This is a genomic window from Corynebacterium riegelii, assembly GCF_016728505.1.
GTDB lineage: Bacteria > Actinomycetota > Actinomycetes > Mycobacteriales > Mycobacteriaceae > Corynebacterium > Corynebacterium riegelii.
Window position 1 is genome coordinate 283070 of the sequence record NZ_CP068159.1, and the last position, 24536, is coordinate 307605.

Annotated in this window: 8 protein-coding genes; all 8 read right to left on the bottom strand. The window is 57.9% G+C overall.

Features of this window, described 5'->3' with window-relative positions:
- Positions 1 to 227: 227 nt before the first annotated feature.
- On the bottom strand, positions 228 to 1136 hold the full coding sequence (locus I6I71_RS01420) for a hypothetical protein (protein WP_101734643.1): 909 nt from the start codon (positions 1134 to 1136) through the stop codon (positions 228 to 230).
- 281 nt (positions 1137 to 1417) lie between these two features.
- The gene (locus I6I71_RS01425) at positions 1418 to 2623 is read right to left on the bottom strand and encodes an acetate kinase (protein WP_201821712.1); all 1206 of its coding nucleotides are present in this window, start codon (positions 2621 to 2623) and stop codon (positions 1418 to 1420) included.
- Entirely contained in the window at positions 2624 to 3973 is a 1350-nt protein-coding gene (gene pta / locus I6I71_RS01430; protein ID WP_201821714.1) for a phosphate acetyltransferase, read from the bottom strand.
- Positions 3974 to 4191: 218 nt separating this feature from the next.
- The gene (locus I6I71_RS01435) at positions 4192 to 8568 is read right to left on the bottom strand and encodes a Rib/alpha-like domain-containing protein (RefSeq protein WP_201821722.1); all 4377 of its coding nucleotides are present in this window, start codon (positions 8566 to 8568) and stop codon (positions 4192 to 4194) included.
- A 1273-nt stretch (positions 8569 to 9841) separates the two neighbouring features.
- The gene (locus tag I6I71_RS01440; protein WP_201821724.1) at positions 9842 to 13897 is read right to left on the bottom strand and encodes a YPDG domain-containing protein; all 4056 of its coding nucleotides are present in this window, start codon (positions 13895 to 13897) and stop codon (positions 9842 to 9844) included.
- Between the two features lie 422 nt (positions 13898 to 14319).
- Positions 14320 to 15351, bottom strand: a complete 1032-nt coding sequence (locus I6I71_RS01445) for an ATP-grasp domain-containing protein (protein ID WP_201821725.1) — start codon at positions 15349 to 15351, stop codon at positions 14320 to 14322.
- A 150-nt stretch (positions 15352 to 15501) separates the two neighbouring features.
- Positions 15502 to 19323, bottom strand: a complete 3822-nt coding sequence (locus tag I6I71_RS01450; RefSeq protein WP_201821727.1) for a YPDG domain-containing protein — start codon at positions 19321 to 19323, stop codon at positions 15502 to 15504.
- 424 nt (positions 19324 to 19747) lie between these two features.
- Positions 19748 to 24214: a YPDG domain-containing protein gene (locus I6I71_RS01455; protein ID WP_201821729.1), complete on the bottom strand. Its 4467-nt coding sequence runs from the start codon at positions 24212 to 24214 to the stop codon at positions 19748 to 19750.
- Positions 24215 to 24536 lie beyond the last annotated feature (322 nt).

Below are 24536 nucleotides of genomic sequence, written 5' to 3' on the forward strand. Positions count from 1 at the left end.
CAAATTAGGAGACTGCGGTAGCCTGTCACAAGGCAATACCAAGTTGAAATATCGAAAGAGGCTTCTCCATAGCAGCACCGTGAATGCCTGGTAGCAGACACCGAATCGGACGAGTGAAGCGGGGAGGATCCCCCCCTCCTCCGCAAATGCATCTGGCCCCACAGGGGTACGCACACCATCGAGAGCGCGCAGAGCGCCACGGAGCTCGGACATGCTTACGGGTTGGATTAGGGGATGCGGCCGAGGGCGAAGTTGACCACGCGGCTGGGGTCTCTCCTGTAGGTGTCGAGACCCACGGTGACGTCCCGATAGCCCATGAACTGGCTGGGAGAGGTCACACTGATTCGGTGTGGACCGTTCTCAAGAATGCGCAGCGACGTCCGTCTGTTCACCACCAAGGGAACGGTGTTGTACGCCTGGTCAATGACGTTGACGGCAACGTCTGCTCGTTGCTCTATCAAGAGCGCGCGAACTTCGCTCATTTCTTTGAGGCCGGTTTGGCCTGGGCGGGAGTGTCGCCAAACGGGCTCGATGCGTTTGGTCCACGGGCCGGTGAGTCGGCTGTAGCGTTCCGGGATCTCGGTTTCGGCGGCGGTTTCGGCGCCGGTTTCGGCGGGGGTTGCTGTGGAGGCTTCTGTGGGATTTTGGGTTGTGGGGAGGTTGCGGAGGGCGTCGGCAGTAATGAGGCCCTCAGCGAAGCTGCCGCGCTTGATCACGCCTGCCAGGGCCATGACGGCGTTGACGGTGCGGACCCCGTGGATATCCAGGACGTCTTCGGCTTCGATCTGGTCGCGCACGTACACCGTCCGATGCGGCCAGGCGTCTTTGCGCAGCACGTTGTTGGAGAGCAGACCCAGCTCCACCGTGGTGGGGTTCTTCACCGCCAGGCCTAAGACCAGGGCCGCTGACTTGCCCACGAGTACCGCTTTTCGCGTGTTCAGGACCGTGGCCATGGCGATGGCGAGGTAGTGGCCTTCCATAGTGAGGGTTTCTGCAAATGAGCGTTGCATGTAGATGCTGCCGGAGACGCGAATCAGGTCGCGGGTTTGGGCGGCGGCGCGGACGTCGGCGGTGCCATCTGCACGCCAGCGGGTGTCAATGAGCTGGCAGCGGATCTCCTGGAAAAGCGGGTGCATATTCGAACTATGGCGGAGGTTGGGGTACCCCGCAAGCGGATCCTTGTACTTTTTGTGAGTAGATGCTCGGTCAGGGGCTTGAGTTTCTGCTTTTCGACGCTCTGACCGAGCATCTATTCACTAAAAGTGTGAGCCTCGCGCAAAGCTATACCCCCGACCGGGAGGGGCCGGGGCAGCGGTTGGGCCAGCCGGGCAGGGCTAGGCGGGCTGAGCCGGCCGGGGGCTAGGCGTGCCGAGCCGGGCGGGGCTAGGCGGGCCCAGCCGGGTTGGGCTGGGAGGCGCTAGGCGTAGCGGGCGGCGACGGCGGCGGCCTTCTGGGCGATCGCCAACTCCTCGTTCGTCGGTACCACGAGCACCTTGACGCGGGAGGATTCGGTGGAGATGATGCGCGGGCCGTCGTTAGGCAGGGCGTTGCGCTCCGGGTCGATTTCAACGCCGAAGTTCTCCATCGTGTCCAACGCGTCGCTGCGGACGAACTTGTCATTTTCGCCGACGCCAGCGGTGAACGTGATGGCGTCTACACGCCCAAGGGCCACCATGTAGGAACCGATGTAGCGGCGCAGCTGGTTGATGTACACGTTGTAGGCCAGCCAGGCGTTTTCGTCCTCGTTCTCAATCATCTGGCGCAGCTCGCGGAAGTCGTTGACACCCGAAAGTCCCTTCACACCGGATTGGCGGTTGAGGAGGTTATCGATTTCGTCGATAGTCATGCCGCCCTGGCGCACCAAATGGAAGATGACGCCCGGGTCAATGTCGCCGGAGCGGGTGCCCATGACCAGGCCGGCGAGCGGGGTCAGGCCCATCGAAGTGTCAATAGGGTGGCCGTTTTCCACCGCGGAGGCCGAGGCACCGTTGCCAAGGTGCAGCACGATCTGGCGGGTATGGTGCGGATCCAGACCAATCAGCTTCGGAACCTGGGACGAGACGAACTCGTGCGAGGTGCCGTGGAAGCCGTAGCGGCGAATCAGGTTGCTTTCTGCAACCTCTGCATTGATGGCGTAGAGCGCCGCGGCCGGTGGGAGGTTGCGGAAGAACCCGGTGTCAAACACCGCCACGTGCGGGATGTTCGGCAGGAGTTCGCGGGCGACCTCAATGCCGTCAATGTTCGCCGGGTTGTGCAGCGGTGCGAGTGGGATGAGGGAGCGAATCATGTCCACCACCGGATCCAGGATCAGCTCCGGCTCCGAAAACACCATGCCGCCGTGGACCACGCGGTGCCCGCACGCAACCAGGTCGAGCTGGGTGGGGCCGATGCCCTTGGAATCTAAAAGCCGGAACGACTCCTGCAAACCAACCGTGTGCGTTGGAATTGCGCGCTGGACAACCCACTTGTCATCGCCGTGCTTGATGGTGACGCGGCCCTGGGGCTCACCAATCTGCTCCACCAAGCCGGAGACAAACGGGGCGTCCGACGCCGAAGCAGTTGGGTCAACAATCTGGAACTTGACCGAGGAGGAACCCGAGTTAATCACCAATACGTATGCCATTTACTGTGCTCCTGCCTGGATTGCCGTGATGGCAACCGTGTTCACAATGTCTGCCACCGTCGCACCACGCGACAGGTCATTCACCGGCTTGTTCAGGCCCTGCAACACCGGGCCAACGGCTAAGGCGCCGCCGGTACGCTGCGCGATCTTGTAACCCGCGTTGCCGGCCTCCAAGTCAGGGAAGATGAACACGTTCGCGTGTCCTGCCACAGGCGAATCGGGAGCCTTCTTGGCGCCTACTCCTGGGTCGCAGGCGGCGTCGAACTGCAACGGGCCGTCGATAAGCAAGGTGCTATCAGCAGACCTTGCAACCTCAACGGCGGCTGCGGCGCGCTCCACATCCGGGCCTGCGCCGGAGGTGCCGGTGGAGTACGACAGGATGGCAACCTTCGGGTCAATACCAAACTGAGCTGCGGTTTTGGCGGAGACAACCGCGATTTCGCCGATCTGCTCGGCGGTGGGGTTGGGGTTAACCGCGCAGTCACCAAACGCCCAGAGGCGTCCCTGCATAACCATCAGGAAGATCGAGGAGACGACTGAGGCGCCCGGGGCGGTCTTGATGATCTGGAACGACGGCTTAATCGTGTGCGCCGTGGTGTGTGCAGCTCCGGAGACCATGCCGTCTGCCAGGCCCTTGTGCACCATCATCGTGCCGAAGTAGGAGACGTCCTTGACCGTCTCGCGCGCCTGCTCCAGAGTCACACCCTTGGATTTGCGCAGCTCCGCGAAGTCCGCCGCGAACTCTTCGATGAGGTCAGACTCCACGTGGTTCAGCAGGTGAGCCTGCGACAGGTCGAGGCCTAGGGAGGTGGCGCGGGACTGCATCTCGCCGACGTTGCCAAGAATCGTGATCTCCGCAACCCCATGCTTGAGCAGCTGGTGTGCGGCCTGCAAAATGCGATCATCCTCACCCTCCGGCAGGACGATGTGCTTGCGGTTGGCCTTTGCCTGCTGGAGCAGCTGGTGCTCGAACAGCGCGGGGCTCATGACCGGCTTGGTTTCCACCTGGGTGGGTGTGAAGGTGGCGAACGCATCGCCGGTGATTTGGGCGGCGATGGCGGCACCCCGCTCCCCCACGCGATCCGCAGCGAGTGTTGCGGCGCGGTCATCGGCGGTGACCAGGATGACCGGTACGCCGAGTGCGGCGGCAACCTCAGCGTCAAAGTTGTAGTCACCGCTGCCTACGTACAAGCGCAGATCATCGGGATTGTGGGAGGCAATAACGTCAGCGACCGACTCACCCTGCACGCGGGTGAGGATAAGGCCCAGGCGCTCTGCCAGGGCCTCCAGGTCAAGGCCTTCGAATGTGCGGTTGGCAACAGTAACAAGCAAGGACTGGCGTTGAGTCATGCGGCCAAGTCTACCGGCCAACACCACACCACTTACAGGGAATCGTGCAGGGGATTTTGGTGAGAAAGGTTACGCAGGGGTCGCGATAGCGCACTGCCCTGCCTACACCAATCTGTCTACACCGGTTATGCCAAAGCGAAACCCCGGTGCCACAGGGAGGTGATTCCCTACAACACCGGGGTTGACAGCTAGCTACAAGCAGCTACACGAAAGCGGTCCTACTTCTGAGCAGAGGGCTTCTTATCCTCACCCTGCTTCTTCGAAGACAGCTCGTGCGTCTTACCGGAAGAACCCTTCAGCTCCAGGTCCTTCACGGAGGAGTTGAAGCCACCGTTCGGGGAGCAGTTGTCGTAGATCAACGTGCCAGCCAGAATGCCTGCAGCAATCAGAGCGATACCAGCAGCAACCATAGACAGGTCACCACCGACCTCCTTCAGGCGAGCATTAATCTCAGCAACCTGACCAGCCATCTGCGGGTTGAAGATACCCAGCTGCTGCTGAATCTGGGAGTTCGCCTGCTCCAGACGAGCCGAGACCTCATTAGCAATCGGAGTGACACCCGGGATATCCATCTGGGTAGCCAGACCAATCGGCAGCAGTGCAATCAGCGGCAGACCGAAGCCAAGGGTGGTAGCAACACACTTGCCGGTGTCGATGCCAACCTTTGCGGTGGCCTTGTTACCAGCAGCATCGGTAACGGTGATGGTGTCGCCAGTCTTCAGATCAACATCAGACGGAACGTCAACAGACCAGTTGCCATTTTCATCGGTCGTGGTCTCAATGACCTTACCGTTCGGCAGCGTGACCTTGATGTCCTCACCCGGACGGTCGCCCTTACCGGAGATGGTCTTATCACCAGGCTTAATCTCGTTGATGGTCGGCTTGTCGGTGTCCTTGACCTCAACGGGGGTTTCGTTACCTGCTTCATCGGTGACCTTGATCTTGTCACCGTGGTTCAGGTCCGTACCCTCCGGAACATCAACAGACCAGTTGCCGTCCTTGTCGGTGGTCACCTTCTTCTTGGTGCCATCCGGGAAGGTCACAGTGATCTCAGTGTTCGGACGATCATCCTTACCAGTGATCTTCTTATCACCAGGCTTCACCGGATCCACAGTCGGTGCGGCCTCATCCGGCGTCGACTCCTCATCAGCCGGGTTAGAACCCTTCTCGATCTCGTCCTTGTTGGAGATACCATCACCGTCGAAGTCGCCGTTCGGATCCAGCAGGGACTTACCGTCCTTGCCAACCAGGTCAAAGTCCGCGGTTGCGGAGTTCTCCGAACCATCGTTGTAGGTGAAGTCAACATCTACCGACGGACGAACGTACGGGGTAAAGATCTCCTTGAACTTATCCCAGCTGCTATCGATGTTCGGCAGCTCAGACTTGATCTTCTCAGCGACCTTGTCGTAGCCAGGAGCCGTTGCCTCAACAACACCGTCGGTCTCACCAGTCTTGAAGGTCCAATCGCCGGAACCAGCAGACGGCTTGCCCTTTGCGTCCTTCACAGGAACATCGGTCTTGCCCTCAAACGGATCAGACGACTCGGTCTCACCAGCCTCGACGTCCTTGCGATCGCCGTAGTTCGGAGTGTTCTTCGCAGCATCCGACTTCGGATCCACGATCTTGATATCGATCTCGCCAACCGGGTTGCTGTTCTTGTCCCTAATGACAACCTTGCCATCCTGTGGGTCAGTACCCTCCGGCACCGTCACCTTGATCTCACCAGTGTTCGGATCAACCTCAACCTTGGCATTCTCGATCGGGTTACCGTCCTTATCCAGGACATCACCAGTCATACCCTCAGTCGGGTTCTTAACCTTGTCATCCAAGGTCTTCGGCTCACCATTAGCCGGCACCTGATCGGTGCTCTTGCCCGGAATGATCGATGGCGGAACAGAGTTCGGATCCTTCGGATCGGTTCCAGCCTTCTTCTCATCCTCATCGGAAACGCCGTCACCATCATCATCAGTGTCGGTGATATCCGGGGTGCCATCACCATCGGTGTCACGCTGGACCTTGATGACCTTGTCTTCCTTGGCAACCTCGTTGCCGTCCTTGTCCTTGACGACAACCGTGACAGTTACTTCACGCTCTTCCTCTTCCTTACCCCAATCAGTGATCTTATCCGGGGTACCCGTGACCTTACCGGTCTTCGGGTCGACCTCCAGACCACCAGGCAGGTTCTCAACCTCAACCTTGCCGCCTTCCGGAACGTCCTTCGCGGTATCGAACGGCTTGATCGGCTGGCCCTCGATAACCGTCTCAGGCGTCGTGTTCACCGATGGGTTACCCGGAGTCTTGTCAGAGTTGTTGTCATCACGATCCTTCTCGTGACCATTAACCGGAACCTCAACCTTGACCTTGCCATCCGTCAGATCCGGATCCTCAACGACCACATTGATCGGACCATCAACGTCCTTACCCGGGGTGACCTCAATTTCACCAGTGTCCGGATTGATTACGACAGGGATATCCTTGCCGTCCTCATCCTTCGCGGAGACCTTGGTGTCCTTATCTGGGTTGTTGACGATGATGCCAGTGCCCTGCTTGTCCTCAGTCGGATCAACCGGCTTCACATTCGAATCATCAACCGTGGTCTTAGTGGGAGCAGCTTCTTCCTTCTTGACCGTGACCTTCGCCGTAATCGTCTCACGGGAACCATCCGGGTAAGTTACCACGACTGGGATGGTGTAGTCGCCGGGCTTGGCATCTGCAGGCGGCACAACCTCGATCGAACCATCGGGATTAACTGTGATCCACTCGGGCTTGTCGATCTTGTTGCCCTCCCGATCAGTCACCTGACCGGCCTGCTCGAAGGTGGTTCCTTCCGGAATCTCCTTGCCGTCCTTGTCCTTCGGTGCTTCCACTGTGGTCTTCTCACCGGCAGGAGCAGTAGCGTCCTCATACTGCGGCTCGAATTCACCGTTCTGGCGGACCTTGTCGATCGCGATGAAGGAGTCCTGACCAACGACGACGTCGTAAGCGTTGACCAGCTGTGCCACATAGGTGCCCGGGTTCTTGAAATCTTCGGGAGCCAGAGAGCAGTTAGCTGCGTCCGCCAGGGTATCGACCGCGCAATCTTCGCCAATCTGCTTTCCATCCGGATCAATCCAACGGATCTTGTTATCACCAGAGAACGGCAGTGCGCCCGTCAAATTGATCTTCGCCGGCTCAAGATTATTGATGCCTTCCGGAAGATCTGCCGGGTTGAGGTAGGAATCGTAATTAACGATGTCCAAGTGTGTGATGTCGGCCTGCACCTCAGCGAAGTTGATGTTGTACCAACGGTGGTTGGTAAAACTTGCGATGCCAACTGCGCCGTCGGAGTTCGGGTTCTCACCCGAGTTGGCATTTACACTTTGGAAGACAGGCGTGGGGAAGCCGCTGAAGGAGTTGAGGACCTTACCGTCCTTCTCAGCCCAGATGTACGTGTAATCCTTCATACGACGTCCGATGTCATCGCCCATGCGGATCGTGTAACGGCCATCCGCATTGGTTTCGGCACCAACGGTCTTAAGGATCGGCTCCTTGCCGTTCGCGCGCATGTTTTCGATCATGGCCTTGGTAGCGGCCGCCTGCTCACGGTACGGCTTATCGGCAATTGCCAGGCGCTCGAACTCCGCAATGCCTTCGTCGGAAAGAACCGAGGCATAGACCTTCGCACCCTCAATCGGCTGATCACCCTTCCAGAAATAAAGCGGGCCGACCTCGTTACGGTCCGGACCACCTTCCGCATCGGACCAAACCCTGCCGAAGTAGGAATAACGCGGAGCCTTAGTGCCGGAAGGCTGGTGCCAGCCTTCCTCATCCATGGAAAACTTCGGGCTCACCATGTAGGAGTTTTCCGAAACGCTCGGCGCGCGCTCCTCCAAGAACACACCGGTGCGCTGCATGTTGTTGCCCTCAAGGTAGAACGCACCGTTTCTGGCTTTTGCCACGACGGCACGTGTCCATGCACCTGGCACGCCACCACCTGCTTGGCGCACGTAAGTCAGGTCGTTGCCGGTTTCCTCATTCTTCAGCGGGGAATCAACCCAAATACGGTACTCCTGATCGCGCTCAGCGCGGAAGATGTGAGGTTTACCGTTAGCATCGACGAAAGAATACTCGCCGCCCGGCACAGGGCTGTCCGGGTGGGAAAGCAGATTGCCGTCTTTGTCCTTCGCACGAAGATCAAACACGTAGTTACCGCTGGTGCCGCCAAGCTGGTGTGACTTCGTGGAATAGATCGGAGAAATCGTGCCGTCGACATCCTTAAACTGCATGTACACCGTAACGTCATTGACGCCCATGGTTCCCTTCAGGGAAGACGACGCACTCGTTTCTTTCAGGCCGACGAGACCAGAAAGCGTCGCGAAAGCGTTGGTCATATCGAATCGCTTTGTGACATAACCATTCGCGATGCCATCAGCTTCGATCAACTTAGACGGATCCGTGGCCGGGGTAGCAGCAACCGTGCCCGAAGTCTGAGCATTAGCAACTGCTCCGAACTGCGGCGCGACAACCGGCTGAACAGCCGGCGCAACAAGCGCCAATGACAAAGCAGCAGCCGCGATGCTAGTGCCGCGGCGGCGGGTGATGTTCTTTCCTTGCATGTATTTCCCTCCAGGGATTAATGGTTTCAAGGTCCCTACGCCCACTTTTAGGCGCAGGGCTGATCGGAGAGTTGCGGCCAAACCGCCTCTCACCCACGTCATGCAAGGTTAGCCAGGGCAAAATATATACTCAATCTGGTGCGACTATTAGACATAGGAAACGTTTAGCTATACCTAAATTTTTGACCTGCAATAATTCAACTAACAGCAATCTCCAAAGAACCCCCAACTGACCTCCAAAGGTCCACAAATTCCGTTTCCATAACACGCATAACTTAGAAAAATCACAGGTGGATGGCAGCTTTTACCACTGGGGGACACGTCATCAAAACCGTTCGCACCCAGCGACGAAACAATTGACCCAAAATCACCCTATTCCGGGGGGTATTCATAGCCGGTTTATCAAGATCGAAGATGAGCCTTACCTCATAGACAGCTCCTGGACCGAACGCCAGCAATCGCCGTGACGCTGTTTAGTTCGTGCTCGAATTTAGCCTCTCGACAACTCGCTTTACCTGGGGTTGTAAATATACTTCCGTTGTCTATCTGTCAGTCGAGCCTGTTGCCGTCCACTTCAGGAGCTTTATTGCCGCTGACACCATGCGCAACCGGCAAGCGCAGCATCACGTAGCGACGGACGCAGTCCAGCAACGCCAGTTGCACTTCTCGCCTCTTGCGTCGACGGTAAAAGTCCTCTCCCCACTGGCCCAGCACCGCTCAGCCTCTACATCACCGAGACAAGACAATCAGCAACCGTGAATCGGCCCCACAAGCCGTCATGCTTACTACTGGGGAAATGCAGACGGCGGACAGATACAAAGATCATCGCCCTTATGGTGTATCTCTCGTTGAATTGTCCCAACATCCTGCTTCAGATCATTTGTGGTGCTTCCACCGGCCAGGCGTTGCTTGCTCCGTTTAGCGTTTCCCCTCGTTCCCAGATCGCTACTGTCGACACCTTTTCATTTGCGAGTGTTTTTTATCCAACACCCCCACAAGATAAAGCGACCCTGAGTCCCCGCTCAAGACGGCACGTTGCATCAACCGCCAATAGGACCTTGTGAAAAACCTGCCATTTTTCTCGACCATCTGCCTACACGACGCCGGCTTGTTAGGTCGTAACTGCTACCCAACTACGAAGACAAATCCGCCCATCCAATGCCTCAAGGTCCAGCAAAGCCGAGTCTCCGAAACCATAAATATGCGAAACCCCGGTGCCACAGGGAGGTGATTCCCTACAACACCGGGGTTGGCAGTCAGCTACAAGTAGCTGTTACTGCTTGTTGTCTTGCTTCTTCGAAGACAGCTCGTGCGTCTTACCGGAAGAACCCTTCAACTCCAGATCCTTCACGGAAGAGTTGAAGCCACCGTTCGGGGAGCAGTTGTCATAGATCAGCGTGCCAGCCAAGATACCTGCAGCAATCAGGGCAATACCAGCAGCAACCGTGGACAGGTCTGCACCGACTTCCTTCAGGCGAGCATTGATCTCAGCAACCTGACCAGCCATCTGCGGGTTAAACACACCCAGCTGCTGCTGAATCTGAGAATTCGCCTGCTCGATACGACTCGAAACCTCATTAGCAATCGGGGTGACACCCGGGATATCCATCTGGGTAGCCAGACCAATTGGCAGCAGTGCGATCAGCGGCAGACCAAAGCCAATCAGGGACTCGGTGCAGCCCTTGCGCTCGGAGGAGCTAATCGGCTTCTCGACGATCTTCACAGTGAAGTCATCAACCTTATTGCCGTCCTTGTCCTTGACGGTCACCTTGATCTCATCATCGACCTTGGCATCGTCATTCGGCGTCACCTTGATGTCACCGTTCGGAAGAAGCTCAGCCTTGCCCGGACCCTCAACCTCAAGCGTGGAGCCTTCCGGAACCGTGAAGCCATCTTCCTTGGGAACCGTGACGGACTCCTTCGGGTAGGTTTCCTTGTCCTTCCACGGATCAACGATGTCGACGACAATCGTGTCGAGCTCTTTGCCGTCCTCGCCCTTGACGGTCACCGTGATCTTGTCACCAGGCTTCGCATTCTCACCCGGAGTCACAGTGATGGAACCATCAGTGGTGATCTCAGCGGTACCAGGACCTTTAACCTCGACCGTGGAGCCTTCCGGAACATCACCAGAACCATCCTTCTTCGGGATCGTCACCGGCTTGTCCGGAGTTGTAGAGGTGTCATCCCAATCCGGTTTCTTGGTCGGCTCCTCGACCGTGACGGTGACGTCGACGTTGTCCTTCGAACCATCCGGGTAAGTCACCTCAACCGGAACAGTGATCTTGTCACCCGGCTTCGCATCCTCCGGAACCGGAACAGTGATCTCACCGGTGTTCTCATCGACCTTCACACCATCAGGTGCACCCTCACCCGGGGTGAACTTCGTGCCATCCGGAGCCGTCGTCGGATTACCGTCCTTGTCCTTGAACTCAGGAGCAGGAACCGTCACATCCTCACCCGGCTTACCAGAACCAGCCTCGTAGCCAGGCTCGAAAGTCTCGTTGTCCTTGGCATCCGGATCCGTAACCGTGACGGTCACATCAACGTTGTCCTTGGAGCCATCCGGGTAAGTCACCTCAACCGGGACCGTGATCTTGTCACCCGGCTTCGCATCCCCAGGAACCTTAACGGTGATCGAACCATCCTCATTGACAGTCACACCCTCAGGAGCATCCTCGCCCTTATCGAACTTCGTGCCCTCCGGCGGAGTGGTCTCCTTGCCATCCTTATCCTTGAAGGTCGGCTTATCGATCTTGACGTCGCTACCCGGCTTACCGTTGCCACCCTTGTATTCAGGCTCGTAGACCGTGTTCTGGTTAGGAATCTTCGGGTTGCTGTCTTGCTCGTCCGGGATGCCGTCGTTATCGTCATCCTCGTCCTCGGTGTCAGGCTTACCGTCACCATCGGTGTCCAGTTTGAACTTCGCCTTAGCGTCGTCCTTGGTGCCATCCGGGTAGGTCACCTCAACCGGAACCTCGAACTCCTCCGTGGTGTCCTTGTTCAGCTTCAACTTATCCGGGAACGTCACCGTGATCTCACCGGTGTTATCGTCAATCTTGACTTCATAACCCTCAGGAGCCTTGAAGTCCTTACCGATTTCGAACTTGGAGCCCTTAGGAGCCTTAGCGTCCTTACCTTCCTTATCAGTAAAGGTCGGAGAAGACTTCGTCTCTTCACCCGGAACAACGAGCTTCTCTTCGTAAGCAGGCTCGTAGTCCAGGTTCTGGTTCGGAATCTTCGGGTTGTTGTCCTCACCATCCGGGATGCCGTCATTATCGTCATCCTCATCCTCGGTATCAGGCTTACCATCACCATCGGTATCCAGCTTGAACTTCGCCTTCGCGTCATCCTTGCTGCCATCCAGATACGTCACCGTCACCGGAACATCAAACTCTTCCGTGGTGTCCTTGTTCAGCTTCGACTTATCCGGATACGTCACCGTGATCTCACCGGTGTTATCGTCAATCTTGACTTCATAACCCTCAGGAGCCTTGAAGTCCTTACCGATTTCGAACTTGGAGCCCTTAGGAGTGTCAACCTTCTCCTCAGTCGGCTTACCTTCCCCGTCAACCTTGGTAAAGGTTGGGGACGACTTCGTCTCCGTACCCGGAACAACAAGCTTGTCCTCGTAGGACGGGTCGAGCTCGTCCGCATCCTTGGTCACCAGAACGGACCATGCGGCAACGTCGTTATTACCGGAGACAACAACAACGTTGTAGACGTCACCCTTCTTGGCATCCTTTGGGATGTCGAAGGTGCACGCAGCAACCTGATCCTTAGCGTTCTTCGACTGGTCGAGGTCGCAAGTCTTGACGACCTTGCCGGCCTTGTCGCGCCATTCAATCTTCGACGGAAGAGGCGACAGCTCGCCGCTGAACTCCGGGGTCACCGTGACGCCCGGGGAAGCAGGCTTGTCGGTCGCGTTGTAGTCAGCCGTGATCGACACCGGAGCGTACGGCATGAGCGCGTGGCGGACGTTGTAAATCGAGTTGACTGGCTTGCCGTAGCGGGGCTTTCCCTGGTCCTCAATGCGCGACGTGACGGTCTGGTTTTCAGCAGGAGCCGCATCCGCCGGTTTGAAGTTACCGCCCGCATTAAAGCGCTGGAAGATCGGGGTGTGGAAGCCCGTGTAGCCACCCTGGACCTCACCCTTCGGGTTCTCCACCCACACGAACACGTGGTCTGGGTTGAGGTAGTCCTCGCGGGTATGAGACGGATCCGTGTAGTCACCGAAACGCAGCGAGTAGTTGCCCTCTGGGTCGGTCTTGCCGTAAACCGTCTTGAGGATGTACTCGGGGTGAGCCTCGAGCATCTTCTTCGTCTCTTCAGACAGCTTGTCCGGGTCGTTCTTGAACTTCGCGTGGAGAGCCTTGTTTGCCGCAGCACCGTCCTTCGTCAGGGTCGATGCGAACACGGTGTAGCCATCAGCCGCCGGGTCCTTAGATTCCGCCTTCGGGCCAGTTGCCGGGAAGCCCCAGTCTGGGCTACCACCAGTTTCAAGCCACACCCGGCCCGAAAGGACGTTTGATTCCCCGAGCTGAACAGCCGCCGCGTCAATAGGACCCTTAGGGTCCTCAACGAGCTTGTCACCCTTGGCGGCCATCCAGCTGGTCTCGTGGCTTGGCGGAATTTCGCGCATGAACGCGGCCATCAGCTGCATGTTGCCGTCAGCTGCGACGAAGGAGCCCATCGGGCCATCAACAACACCGTTGAAGGAACCCGGCGTCCAACCGTTAGCCTGACGGAACATCTCAACGCGGTTGCCACGCTCGTTCACCCACGGCTCCACCCAGATACGGTGCTGCTGGTCCGTGCGAGCCGACCAGGTGTGCTCCTTGCCAAGCTTGTCGGTCCAGGTAATACCCTTATCGCCGGTACCAAAGGCGAAGGTACCCTCGCCACCATTACCACCGACGAGAGCTCCTTCAAGGTTGTGCGTCTTCGCACTGAAAATCGGCGAGTAGGAGCCGTCCTTGTCACGGAACTGCGCGTAGACGGTAATGCCATTGAGTTTCACGTTGCCGTTGTCGTACGAAGCACCCGGGTTGCCCTTTGGGCTAGTCAGGTACACGTGACCGGAGATCAGGCCCTTACCGACACCGTGAGCGTCGGTAAGGTTAGCGGGCTTCGTGACACGGCCGCTGGCGATCATGTCAGCATCAATGATCTGGTTAGCCGGGTCCGCAGCCGGCGCATTCTCCTGCGCGACCGCAGCCGGTGCGGCTGCCGGGTTTGCCACCGGTTGTGCGAACGGTGCGATCAACGCCAACGACAGTGCAGCAGCAGCCACGGATGTACCGCGACGACGTGCGATGTTCTTTCCTTGCATGTATTTCCCCTCCAGGGATCAATAGTTCCAAGGTCCCCCACGCCCACCTTCAGGCGCAGGGCCGAGCAGAGCACCTAAGTGATAGGTAACCCTCACACTGACAAAGCGTAGTATCCACAAACTAAATGCTCAAAGGTTTCTGGACATTAGTTAGCCGCAACTACTTGAGACTGGAGAGGCTTCCAGGAATTTCAGAGGGAAAATCCATGACCCGCAGCCCGATACAGGTTTCCTAAAGGTAAACATTTACTGAGTGCGTGACAGTTCACCTATCTTTTAGCGCTGATCAGCGGCAATGTTCACTCAAGGCCATAATGTACGACCAAATGATTAGGATTACATTTCAGGTAGCGTTCAGAGCTTTTACCCTATAACGGGGGCAGAAGGAACGGACCAATGGGACGAGAGGCGGTCACGGAAGGTTAGCTTAAAGCTTCCTGTGCGCGGTCTCGCGCTTCATCGATCGTGTCCGCGGTCGCATGGGCGGCCACGGCGCCGTCGAGCACCTGGACGCGGGTTTCATCTACAGACAGCGCCTTCGCCAGCAACGTCGGATCCCCCAGGCGGTATTTGAGGTGGGAGGCGCCGGGGGAGGTTAACGTGACGTCTATAGGCAAAAGCAGCGAAGCGCGGGCGAAGAGCTCACACTGATCAAAACGCTGGGTTGCGCACGTGAGCATGCCGTCCATGCCGGGCAGGGGCGTGGCCTGGGAGAAGTACACCTCTTCCCCATCTACGAACAGTTCGATGGCGAACAGGCCGTGGCCGCCCAACGCGCCAGTGATGCGGGCGGCGATGGAGCGGGCGTTGTCACGCGCGGCATCGGTGAGCGCGGCCGGTTGCCAGGACTCTACAAGCCTGGCGCCCTCATGACGAGTACCGATCGGCTCACAGAACCACGTGGCCAACTGGCCCGTCTTCGGATCAATGGAGCGGACCGTGAGGATGGTGACCTCATAATCAAACTCGATGTAGCGCTCCACCATCAGCTCACGGTTGCCAAACGGGTGGTTGAGTTCTTCTGTGGTGGTGGCCACGTGCTGGCCGCGGCCCTTCGTGGGTTTGAGAATCAGCGGGAAACCGATTTCTTCTGCCGCCTGTTCGATTTCTTCTTTGGTGGTGGCCAGTTTGTACGCCAGCGTTGGTAGGCCGAGTTCTTCGCTGGCTTTAGTGCGGAGCGCCTCACGGTCCGTGGCAAGCTCACAGGCGTGACTGGAGGGAACGACGCGGGTTTCTTGCTGCTCAAGCTGCTCAAGGGTTTCAAGCGCCTCAGTATCGAGCACCTGTTCTTCCACCACCGCGATCAGTGCTGGACGGTTGTCCGGATGGGTGTTCAGGAGTTCTGTAAGCACCTGCGTGGTGTCGATGGTGGGCCAAAAGCCCAGTTGACGGTAGGCCTCTGCAAGCTGGTAGGCGACCGGGCCCGTGCCCAGAACCAGGATCCGGTTATTCATGGCTGTTGATTATTGCACCTGTAGGTATGGGTTTGGATATTAAAACTCGGGGTGTTGGGCAGACGAAACCCCGGCGCTTTGGCGTTTTGGTTACCTTATTGCGCCGGGGTTCGTTGCCTGCAGGTATCTAGGAGGGGCTACTGCGTGGGCTTAGTTGTTGTTGGTGGCGGTGTTGTCCTTTTTCGAAGACAACTCGTACTCCTTGCCCGAGGAGCCCTTCAGCTTCAGGTCTTCGACCGTGACATCTGTAGTGCCATCCGGCACGCAGTTCTTGTAGATCATCGTGCCGGTCAGGATGCCAGCGGTGATCAACGCGAGGCTGGTGGCCACCGTGAACAGATCCGCACCGACGGACTTCAGACGGGCGTTGATTTCCGCCACCTGGCCGGCCAACTGTGGGTTATACACACCGATCTGCTGCTGGATCTGGGAGTTCGCTTGCTCCAGGCGCGCCGACAATTCATTCGCGATCGGAGTCAAGCCCGGGACATCAACCTGGGAAGCCAGTCCAAGCGGCAGCAGTGCGATCATTGGAAGGCCGAAACCGAGGGCGCTGGCGATGCACTTGCCGGTGTCGATCTCCGGCTTGTCACGGTCTCCGACGTTCGGCTGCTCGACTGTGACGGTTACCTCGACGTTGTCTTTGGAGCCATCCGGGTAGGTGACGGTGACGGGGACGGTGATCTTGTCACCAGGCTTTGCGTCCTTCGGGACCTTGACGGTGATCGAGCCATCCTCGTGAACCGTCACGCCCTCAGGTGCGCCTTCGCCCTTCTCAAACTTGGTGCCCTCCGGCGGGGTGGTCTCCTTGCCGTCCTTGTCCTTGAAGACAGGCTTGTCAATCTTTACGTCCTCACCAGGCTTGCCGGAACCGTCCTCGTAGCCAGGCTCGTAGTTCTCGTTGTCCTTCGTCGGCGGGGTATCCGGCTGCTCCACCGTAACAGTCACATCAACGTTGTCCTTAGAGCCATCCGGGTAGGTGACAACGACCGGAACGGTGATCTTGTCACCCGGCTTCGCGTCCTCCGGGATGGTGACGGTGATCTCGCCGGTGTTCTCGTTGGCCTTGACACCGTCCGGCGCGTTGTCACCCGGCGTGAACGTGGTGCCGTCCGGAGCCGTGGTCGGGTTGCCGTCCTTGTCCTTGAAGACAGGCTTGTCGATTGTGACATCCTCACCCGGCTTACCGGAGCCGTCCTCGTAGCCAGGCTCGAACTCTTCGTTCTGCTTGGCATCCGGATCCTCAACCGTAACAGTCACATCAACGTTGTCCTTAGAGCCATCCGGGTAGGTGACAACGACCGGAACGGTGATCTTGTCGCCAGGCTTCGCATCCTCCGGGATGGTAACGGTGATCTCACCGGTGTTCTCGTCGACCTTCACACCATCGGGTGCGTTGTCACCCGGCGTGAACGTGGTGCCGTCCGGAGCCGTGGTCGGGTTGCCGTCCTTGTCCTTGAAGACAGGCTTGTCGATTGTGACATCCTCACCCGGCTTACCGGAGCCGTCCTCGTACCCAGGCTCGTAGTTCTCGTTGTCCTTCGCCGGCGGGGTATCCGGGTTATCCGGCTGCTCCACCGTGACGGTGACGTCAACGTTGTCCTTGGAGCCATCCGGGTAGGTCACAACAACCGGAACGGTGATCTTGTCGCCAGGCTTTGCGTCCTTCGGAATGGTGACGGTGATCTCGCCGGTGTTCTCGTCGACCTTCACACCATCGGGTGCGTTGTCACCCGGGGTAAACGTCGTGCCGTCCGGAGCCGTGGTCGGGTTGCCGTCCTTGTCCTTGAAGTCAGGCTTGTCAATTGTGACATCCTCACCCGGCTTACCGGAGCCATCTTCATACTCCGGCTCGTACTCCAGGTTCTGGTTCGGAACCTTCGGGTTAGTGTTGTCGTCGATCTCCTTGTCGTCCGGGATGCCATCGTTGTCATCGTCATCGTCTTCAAGGTCGGGCGTACCGTCACCGTCGGTGTCCAGCTTGAAGTTCGCCTTCGCGTCATCGGTAGAGCTGTCCGGGTAGGTCACTGTCACCGGAACGTCGAACTCCTCGACCGTGTCCTTGTTCAACTTGGACTTGTCCGGGAAGGTCACAGTGATCTCGCCGGTGTTCTCGTTGATCTCAACGACGTAGCCGTCGGGAGCATTGAAGTCCTCCGGGATAGCGAACGTGGTGCCCTCGGGCGCCTTGACCGTTTCCTCGGTCGGGTTGCCCTCATCGTCCGTCTTGGTGAAGGTCGGCGAAGACTTCGTCTCCTTGCCCGGGACGACAAGCTTAGGCTCGTAGGCAGGCTCGAACTCATCAGCGTCACGAGTAACCAGCACCGTCCAAGCGGAAACGTCATTGCCACCAGACACCAAGACAACGTTGAAGTAATCGCCCTTCTTAGCATCCTGCGGAATGTCGAAGGTGCACGCTGCGACCTGCTCCTTGGCGGACTTGGACTGGTCAATGTCACAGGCCTTCAGGACCTTCCCGTTGACGTCGCGCCACTCCACCTTCGACGTTGCACTGGACACCGTGCCATGAAGCTCCGGTGTTACGGTCACACCCGGCGCGGCCGGCTTGTCCGTTGCGTTGTAATCAGCCGTAATAGACGCCGGTGCGTACGGCATGATCGCGTAGTGGACGTTGTACAGCGAGTTCAGATTCTGGAACGGGACGCCGTTGTAGTTGATCGGCAGCTGGTTCTCACCAGGGCTTGCGGCGGGGCGGAAGTTACCACCAAAGTTGAAGCGCTGGAAAGTTGGCGTATGGAAGCCGGTGTAGCCGTTCTGGACCACGCCGTTCTTGTCCTCCACCCACACGAACAGGTGGTTCGGGTTAAGGATGTCCTCACGAATCTGGCCCTTCTCGTAGTTACCGAAGCGGAGGGTGTACCAGCCGTCTGGATCGGTCTTACCGTAGACGGTCTTGAGAATGTACTCGGGGTGCGCCTCAAGCATTTCCTTGGTTGCCTGGGCGATCTTGTCCGGATCATTCTTGTACGTCTCACGCAGCTTCTGGTTCGCTGCCGCACCGTCCTTGGTCAGGGTGGATGCGTACACGGTGTAGCCATCAGCCGGCTCATCAATGCTGTTAAACGCCGGACCGGTTGCCACGATGCCCTTATCGGGGCCACCGGTCTCCAGCCACACGCGACCGGACACAGTGTTCGGAACCTTCGTCTGCGTCGAAGCTGAGGCGATCGGCCCCTCCGGGTCCTCAACGAGCTTGTCGCCCTTGGCAGCCAGCCAGCTTTCCTTGTGATTCGGCGCGACCTCACGCAGGAACGCTGCCGTAAGCTGCATGTTGCCGTCGCTAGCAACGAAGGAGCCAAGCGGGGCATCGGCTGGCAGGTTGAACGAACCCGGCACGAAGCCGTTGGCCTGGCGGAACATCTCAACCCGGTTGCCGCGCTCATTGGTGAACGGCTCCACCCAGATGCGGTGCATCTGGTCCGTGCGGGCGGTGTAGGTGTGCTCGCGTCCCAGCTTGTCGGTCCAGGTAATGCCCGTATCGCCGGTACCGAAAGCGAAGGTGCCCTGGCCGCCGTTGCCGCCGACCACGTCTGGCAGCGTGTGCGTCTTCGCGCTGAAGATCGGGGAGTAAGAACCGTCCTTGTCACGGAACTGCGCGTAGACGGTGATGCCATCCAGCTTCACGTTGCCGTTGTCATAGGCTGCGCCCGGGTTACCTGCCACGCCAGTCAAGTACACGTGACCGGAGATCAGGCCCTTGCCTACACCGTGGGCATCCGTCAGGTTCGCAGCTTTAGTGACGCGGCCGCTGGCGATCATGTCTGCGTCAATGATCTTGCTCTCGGGATTCACCGTTGGCGATGCCTGCGCCTCCTGCGCTTCCTGCGCGACAGCGGCCGGTGCGGCAGCCGGGCTCACTACCGGCTGGGCAAACGGGACAATCAAAGCAAGCGACAGTGCCGCGGCAGCTACCGACGTGCCCCGCCGGCGTGCAATGTTCATTCCCTGCATGAAAATCCTCCAGGACGTAAGTGGTTCGGAGTGGTTCTGTGTAGTTCGAGCAGAGCACCTACGTGATAGGTTCCTCTCGCACCGCCGAAGCTTAGTTTCACAAAACTATCCACTCAAGGTTTCCTGAAATTTTACTTACTTACGCTTGGGTAACTACTGAACTAGTTTCGCCCTTACTCACTGCAAATCCTCACTTTTGCAAGATATGATCACAGTAAATTAACAGTGAATAAAAATAGCTCCTGTGGACGTAGGTGACAGGTCACGCTTTAAACGCTGGTCACGCCCACAGAATGCCGGAGTTAAATCATGCCCATGACATATATTCCGGTTGTAGCGTTATTTGATGTTACGTGGGCGTCGATAAGCTAAAACGCCCAAACCCCGATGCCGAGAGTGCGACACCGGGGTGAGTTTTATCAGCTTAGGAGGAGAGCGTGTACTCCTTGCCGGAGGAACCCTTGAGCTTCGCGTCCTTCACCGAGGAGTTGAAGCCGCCACCCGGCGCGCAGTTGTCATAGATCAGCGTGCCAGCCAAAATGCCTGCGGCGATCAGTGCGATACCTGCGGCAACCATCGCCAGATCCGCGCCGACCTCCTTCAAGCGGGCGTTGACCTCAGCAACCTGGCCAGCCATCTGCGGGTTAAACACACCTAACTGCTGCTGGATCTGCGAGTTCGTCTGCTCCAGGCGAGCCGAGACCTCATTGGCAATCGGGGTAAGCCCCGGCAGGTCGATCTGGGTGGCCAGGCCAATCGGCAACAGTGCAATCAGCGGCAGACCAAACCCGAGGGCGGTGGCGACGCACTTGCCGGTGTCGATGCCAACCTTTGCGGTGGCCTTGTTACCAGCAGCATCGGTAACGGTGATGGTGTCACCAGTATTCAGATCAACATCAGACGGAACGTCAACAGACCAGTTGCCATTCTCATCGGTGGTGGTCTCAATGACCTTACCGTTCGGCAGCGTAACCTTGATGTCCTCGCCCGGACGATCGCCCTTACCAGAGATGGTCTTATCACCAGGCTTAATCGGATTCACCGTCGGAGCAGTGGTATCCGGAACGTCCTTCTCATCGGCAGGGTTGGAGCCCTTCTCGATCTCGTCCTTGTTGTTGACACCATCACCGTCGAAGTCACCCTCCGGATCCAGCAAGAACTTGCCGTCCTTGCCAACCAGATCGAAGTTGGCCGTTGCGCTGTTGGTGGAGTCATCGTTGTACGTGAAGTCAACAACTACCGACGGACGAACATACGGAGTAAAGATCTCCTTGAACTTATCCCAGCTGCTATCAATGTTCGGCAGCTCAGACTTGATCTTCTCAGCGACCTTGTCGTAGCCAGGAGCCGTTGCCTCAACAACACCGTCGGTCTCACCAGTCTTGAAGGTCCAATCCTTGGAACCAGCAGACGGCTTGCCCTTTGCGTCCTTCACAGGAACATCGGTCTTGCCCTCAAACGGATCAGACTTCTCGGTCTTGCCAGCCTCGACGTTCTTGCGATCGCCGTAGTCCGGGACGTTCTTCGCCGCAGCCGAGTTCGGATCAACGATCTCGACACCGATCTCGCCAACCGGGTTGCCGTCCTTGTCAGTCACAACAACCTTGGCATCCTGCGGATCAGTACCCTCGGGCACCGTCACCTTAACGTTGCCGTCTTCGTCGATCTCGACCTTGGAGCCCGGGATTTCATTGTCGTCGTTGTCGACAAGCTTGCCGGTCTCATCACCATTCGGGTTCTCAACCTTGCCAACAGTGCGCTCGTCACCATCAGCCGGAACAGTGGTGTTGTCACCCTTCTTGATAGTCGGAGCCGGCTTCTCAGCCGTCACCTCGACCTCGACGGTATCAGTCGAGCCATCCGGGTAGGTGACAACAACCGGGACCGTGATCTTGTCACCAGGCTTCGCACCCTCCGGGACAGGGACGGTGATTGCACCGGTCTTCTCATCGATGGTCACACCGTCCGGGGTGCTCTCGCCCAGGGTGAACTTCGTGCCATCCGGAGCCGTCGTCGGGTTACCGTTCTTGTCCTTGAACTTCGGGGCAGGAACCTTCACGTCCTTGCCAGGCTCACCGGTGCCGCCCTCGTACTCAGGCTGGAAGTGATCATTCGCGTTAGGAACCTTCGGGTTGCTGTCTTCCGCATCCGGAATACCGTCACCGTCATCATCACCGTCTTCGGTATCTGGGGTGCCGTCACCATCAGTGTCCAGCTTGAAGTTCGCCGTGGGGTGATCCTTCGTGCCATCCGGGTAGGTCACGGTTACCGGGACGTCGAACTCCTCCTTGGAATTCGCGTTGAGCTTCGGCTTGCCCTCTTCATCATTCTCCACCGTTACGGTGACAACGCCGGTTTCCGGATCAACCTCAACCTTGTAGCCCTCCGGAGCCTTGAAATCCTCCGGTAGCTCAAACGTGGTGTCTGCCGGAGCGTCAACGTCCTTGCCGTCCTTGTCTTTGAACGTCGGCTCCGAGGCTGCCGGGGTATCCGCAGTTACGTTGGTGCTGCCATAGGACGGATCAAAATTCTCCGCCTGGTCCTGGGCTTTCACAACCAGCGGCACGCGATCAACGTGACCAGCCTGCACAACCGTCGGCTCGCCGCCTTCTTCCTCAGCCGGGATGACAATGTCATACGTCACCGTCACATTCGGCTTCTCCTGCGAAGGAGCATCCTTGGACACCTCGGTCGGAGTGCCCGTGATTGTGCCGGCAGTCGCATCAAACTTCAACCCAGCCGGCAGGCCCTCAACCTTGAGGTTTCGCACCACCGCGCCCTCAGGAAGACCTTCGGGGAGAACGGCTTGGTCGTAAGGTTGGTTCACGGTGGCGTCGTGAAGCATAGTGTCCGTAACAAACAGGTCATAGACCTTCGAGTTTTCCACCGTGGACACTGATGCATCCCCAACGGTCAGCTCAGCCTGATTAGCCACCTTCACCTGGTACCGGCCAGGCTTCTTCGGCGTACCCGAAATCACGCCGGTTGCCGGATCAATGCTCATACCCTCCGGCAGGCCCTCAGCGTGGAAGTTCTTGTATGTAACGCCGTCCGCAGGCGCCGGTGCGATCTCATGGCTGTACGCCTCCCCCACCGATCCAACAGGCAACGACTTCTTCACCACAGCCGTAAACGCATCCGACGCAAGCGGCGTACGGTTACCCGTACCATCCTGCGCCCACAGCGTCGCCGTGTACGTAGTGTTTTCCTCCAAATCCGCCGGGACCGTGAAATCCGCAGAAGGCAGCGAGTAATTCTCCACCTTCAGATCCTTGTGCTCCGCAACAACCTCACCTGCGGGATCAGTCCACACAATGTCGTACTTCAGGTTCTCATGCGTAAGCATGCCCGTAGCCTTAGTCACCGCAGTATCCCCAGCCTGCGCCGTATGCAGCTGCGAATCATAATTCACCACATCAAAATCCAACGGCGCCGGGCTCAGAATAATGTTCATGCCGCGCTGGTAATCCTGCATCCAGTCCTCGGTCTTACCGGCCGCAACGTTCTTGCCGCCAGACCACGTGCCCGGATCAATACCATTCATCCAACGCTGGAACTGCCAACCAGACTGCACACCAATGTTGTCCGGCAAATCAACCGGGCCAACGTACATCCAGTCCAAGTTGATGTGCTTCGACGTGGTCGTACCCTGGCTCCAATTACCCTCAGGCCAAGCGTCGGCGAGAGTGTGGAACTTGTCCTGCGGGACGATCCAGCGGCTATTACGGGTATCACCATAAATGCCCTTAAAGTAGAGCCAGTACGCACCGTTTTCATCCGTAGTGGTGGTTACCGTCTCTGCAATCCACTCCGGATGATCAGTCTGGATCTGCTGGTTGATCCACTCCTGCATCTTGTTCTCATCCGCAATCGTCCAATCACTGCCGCGCAGCTTTCGACCGCCGAAGTTCTGCTTCACGTGCTCCTCAATGGCAAGGATCGCTTCATCACTCAGGTAAGAGCCGACGATCTCCTGGCCGGCAAGCACCAAGTCGCGCTGCTCGCCCTGGATGATGCCGCCGCCCAAGATCGCTGCCGATTCGGAGTCACGAGCGCCGTTCGGGACCGCAGAGTTCCAGAACACAACACCACTGACTGAACCCTCCAAACGGCTGCCCGCATTGTCGCCCTCATTGGACACCGCCCACTGATCACGCGGCTTAGTCAACGTGTAATCCGTGTTACGGATGAAGTTCACATCCAAGTTGGAAACGTTGTAGTTGCTGTTCCACGACACCATGTGCGAGCTATCCGCCACCGACTGCGACGGCGCCCACGCCGACGCATAGTGATTCATCAGACGCAGATCCTTCTTCTGGCCGTCCGGCAACTCAACCCACACACGGATCTTCTCGTTCCAGCCATCCAGACGGCGGTTGCCGGCAATGTCTTGGAGACCCGCCGAGCCCGTGGTTCGGGCCGCCTCAAACACGCGCATACGGTTCAGCTCATCAAAAAACGGCTTCATCTCAATGGCGTACGAACCCTGCTCATTCGTTGTAGCGGTGTAGACCGGCGAATAACGGACATCGCTAGTACCCTCCTTCCACTGCGCATACACCTTCGCGCCAGCAATCGGCTTGGAGTAATCCGCCAAACCCGCGTTCGTAGCCGCCTGCGCGAACACCTCACGCACCGTGCCCGAAATAGTGAACGGGGCGTTGGCCAAGCCCTCAGACTCAATCGCGGTGTCCGTGACCGGGAGGGCTTGCTGTGCTTGCTGTGCTTTGGCTGGTTTGACTTGGGCTGGTTTGGCTTGGGCTTGCTGTGCTGGTGCTGGTGCGGCGTGTGCTGGTTGTGCTGGCTGTGTGGTTTGTGCGATCAGCGCAAACGACAGTGCTGCAGCGGCAATCGACGTTCCACGACGACGCGCGATGTTCATTCCTCGCATGAATTCCCCTTCAGGGATCAAAGTTCCAATAACACCCACGCCCATCCGTAGACGCGGGGCCAAGCGGGAAACCTGCTCACAGGCTTCTCACAGACCGGGCAAAGTTAGCTTGAGGAAATTAGTTGCTCAAAATTGAATAAGGGGGCTATCAGTTTTTATTCGTTCGTTATTACAGGTTGTGAGCAGGCAATTTAAAGTGGATTCTCAGCTATCAGTTAGATAGATTTAGCCAATTTGGTGATAGGTCACGCCCCTATCAGTGCTGGTTAGGGGTTTGTGTCTGTGCTTGGTTTAGTTTGTGGTGGGGCTTTTGGCGGGTATC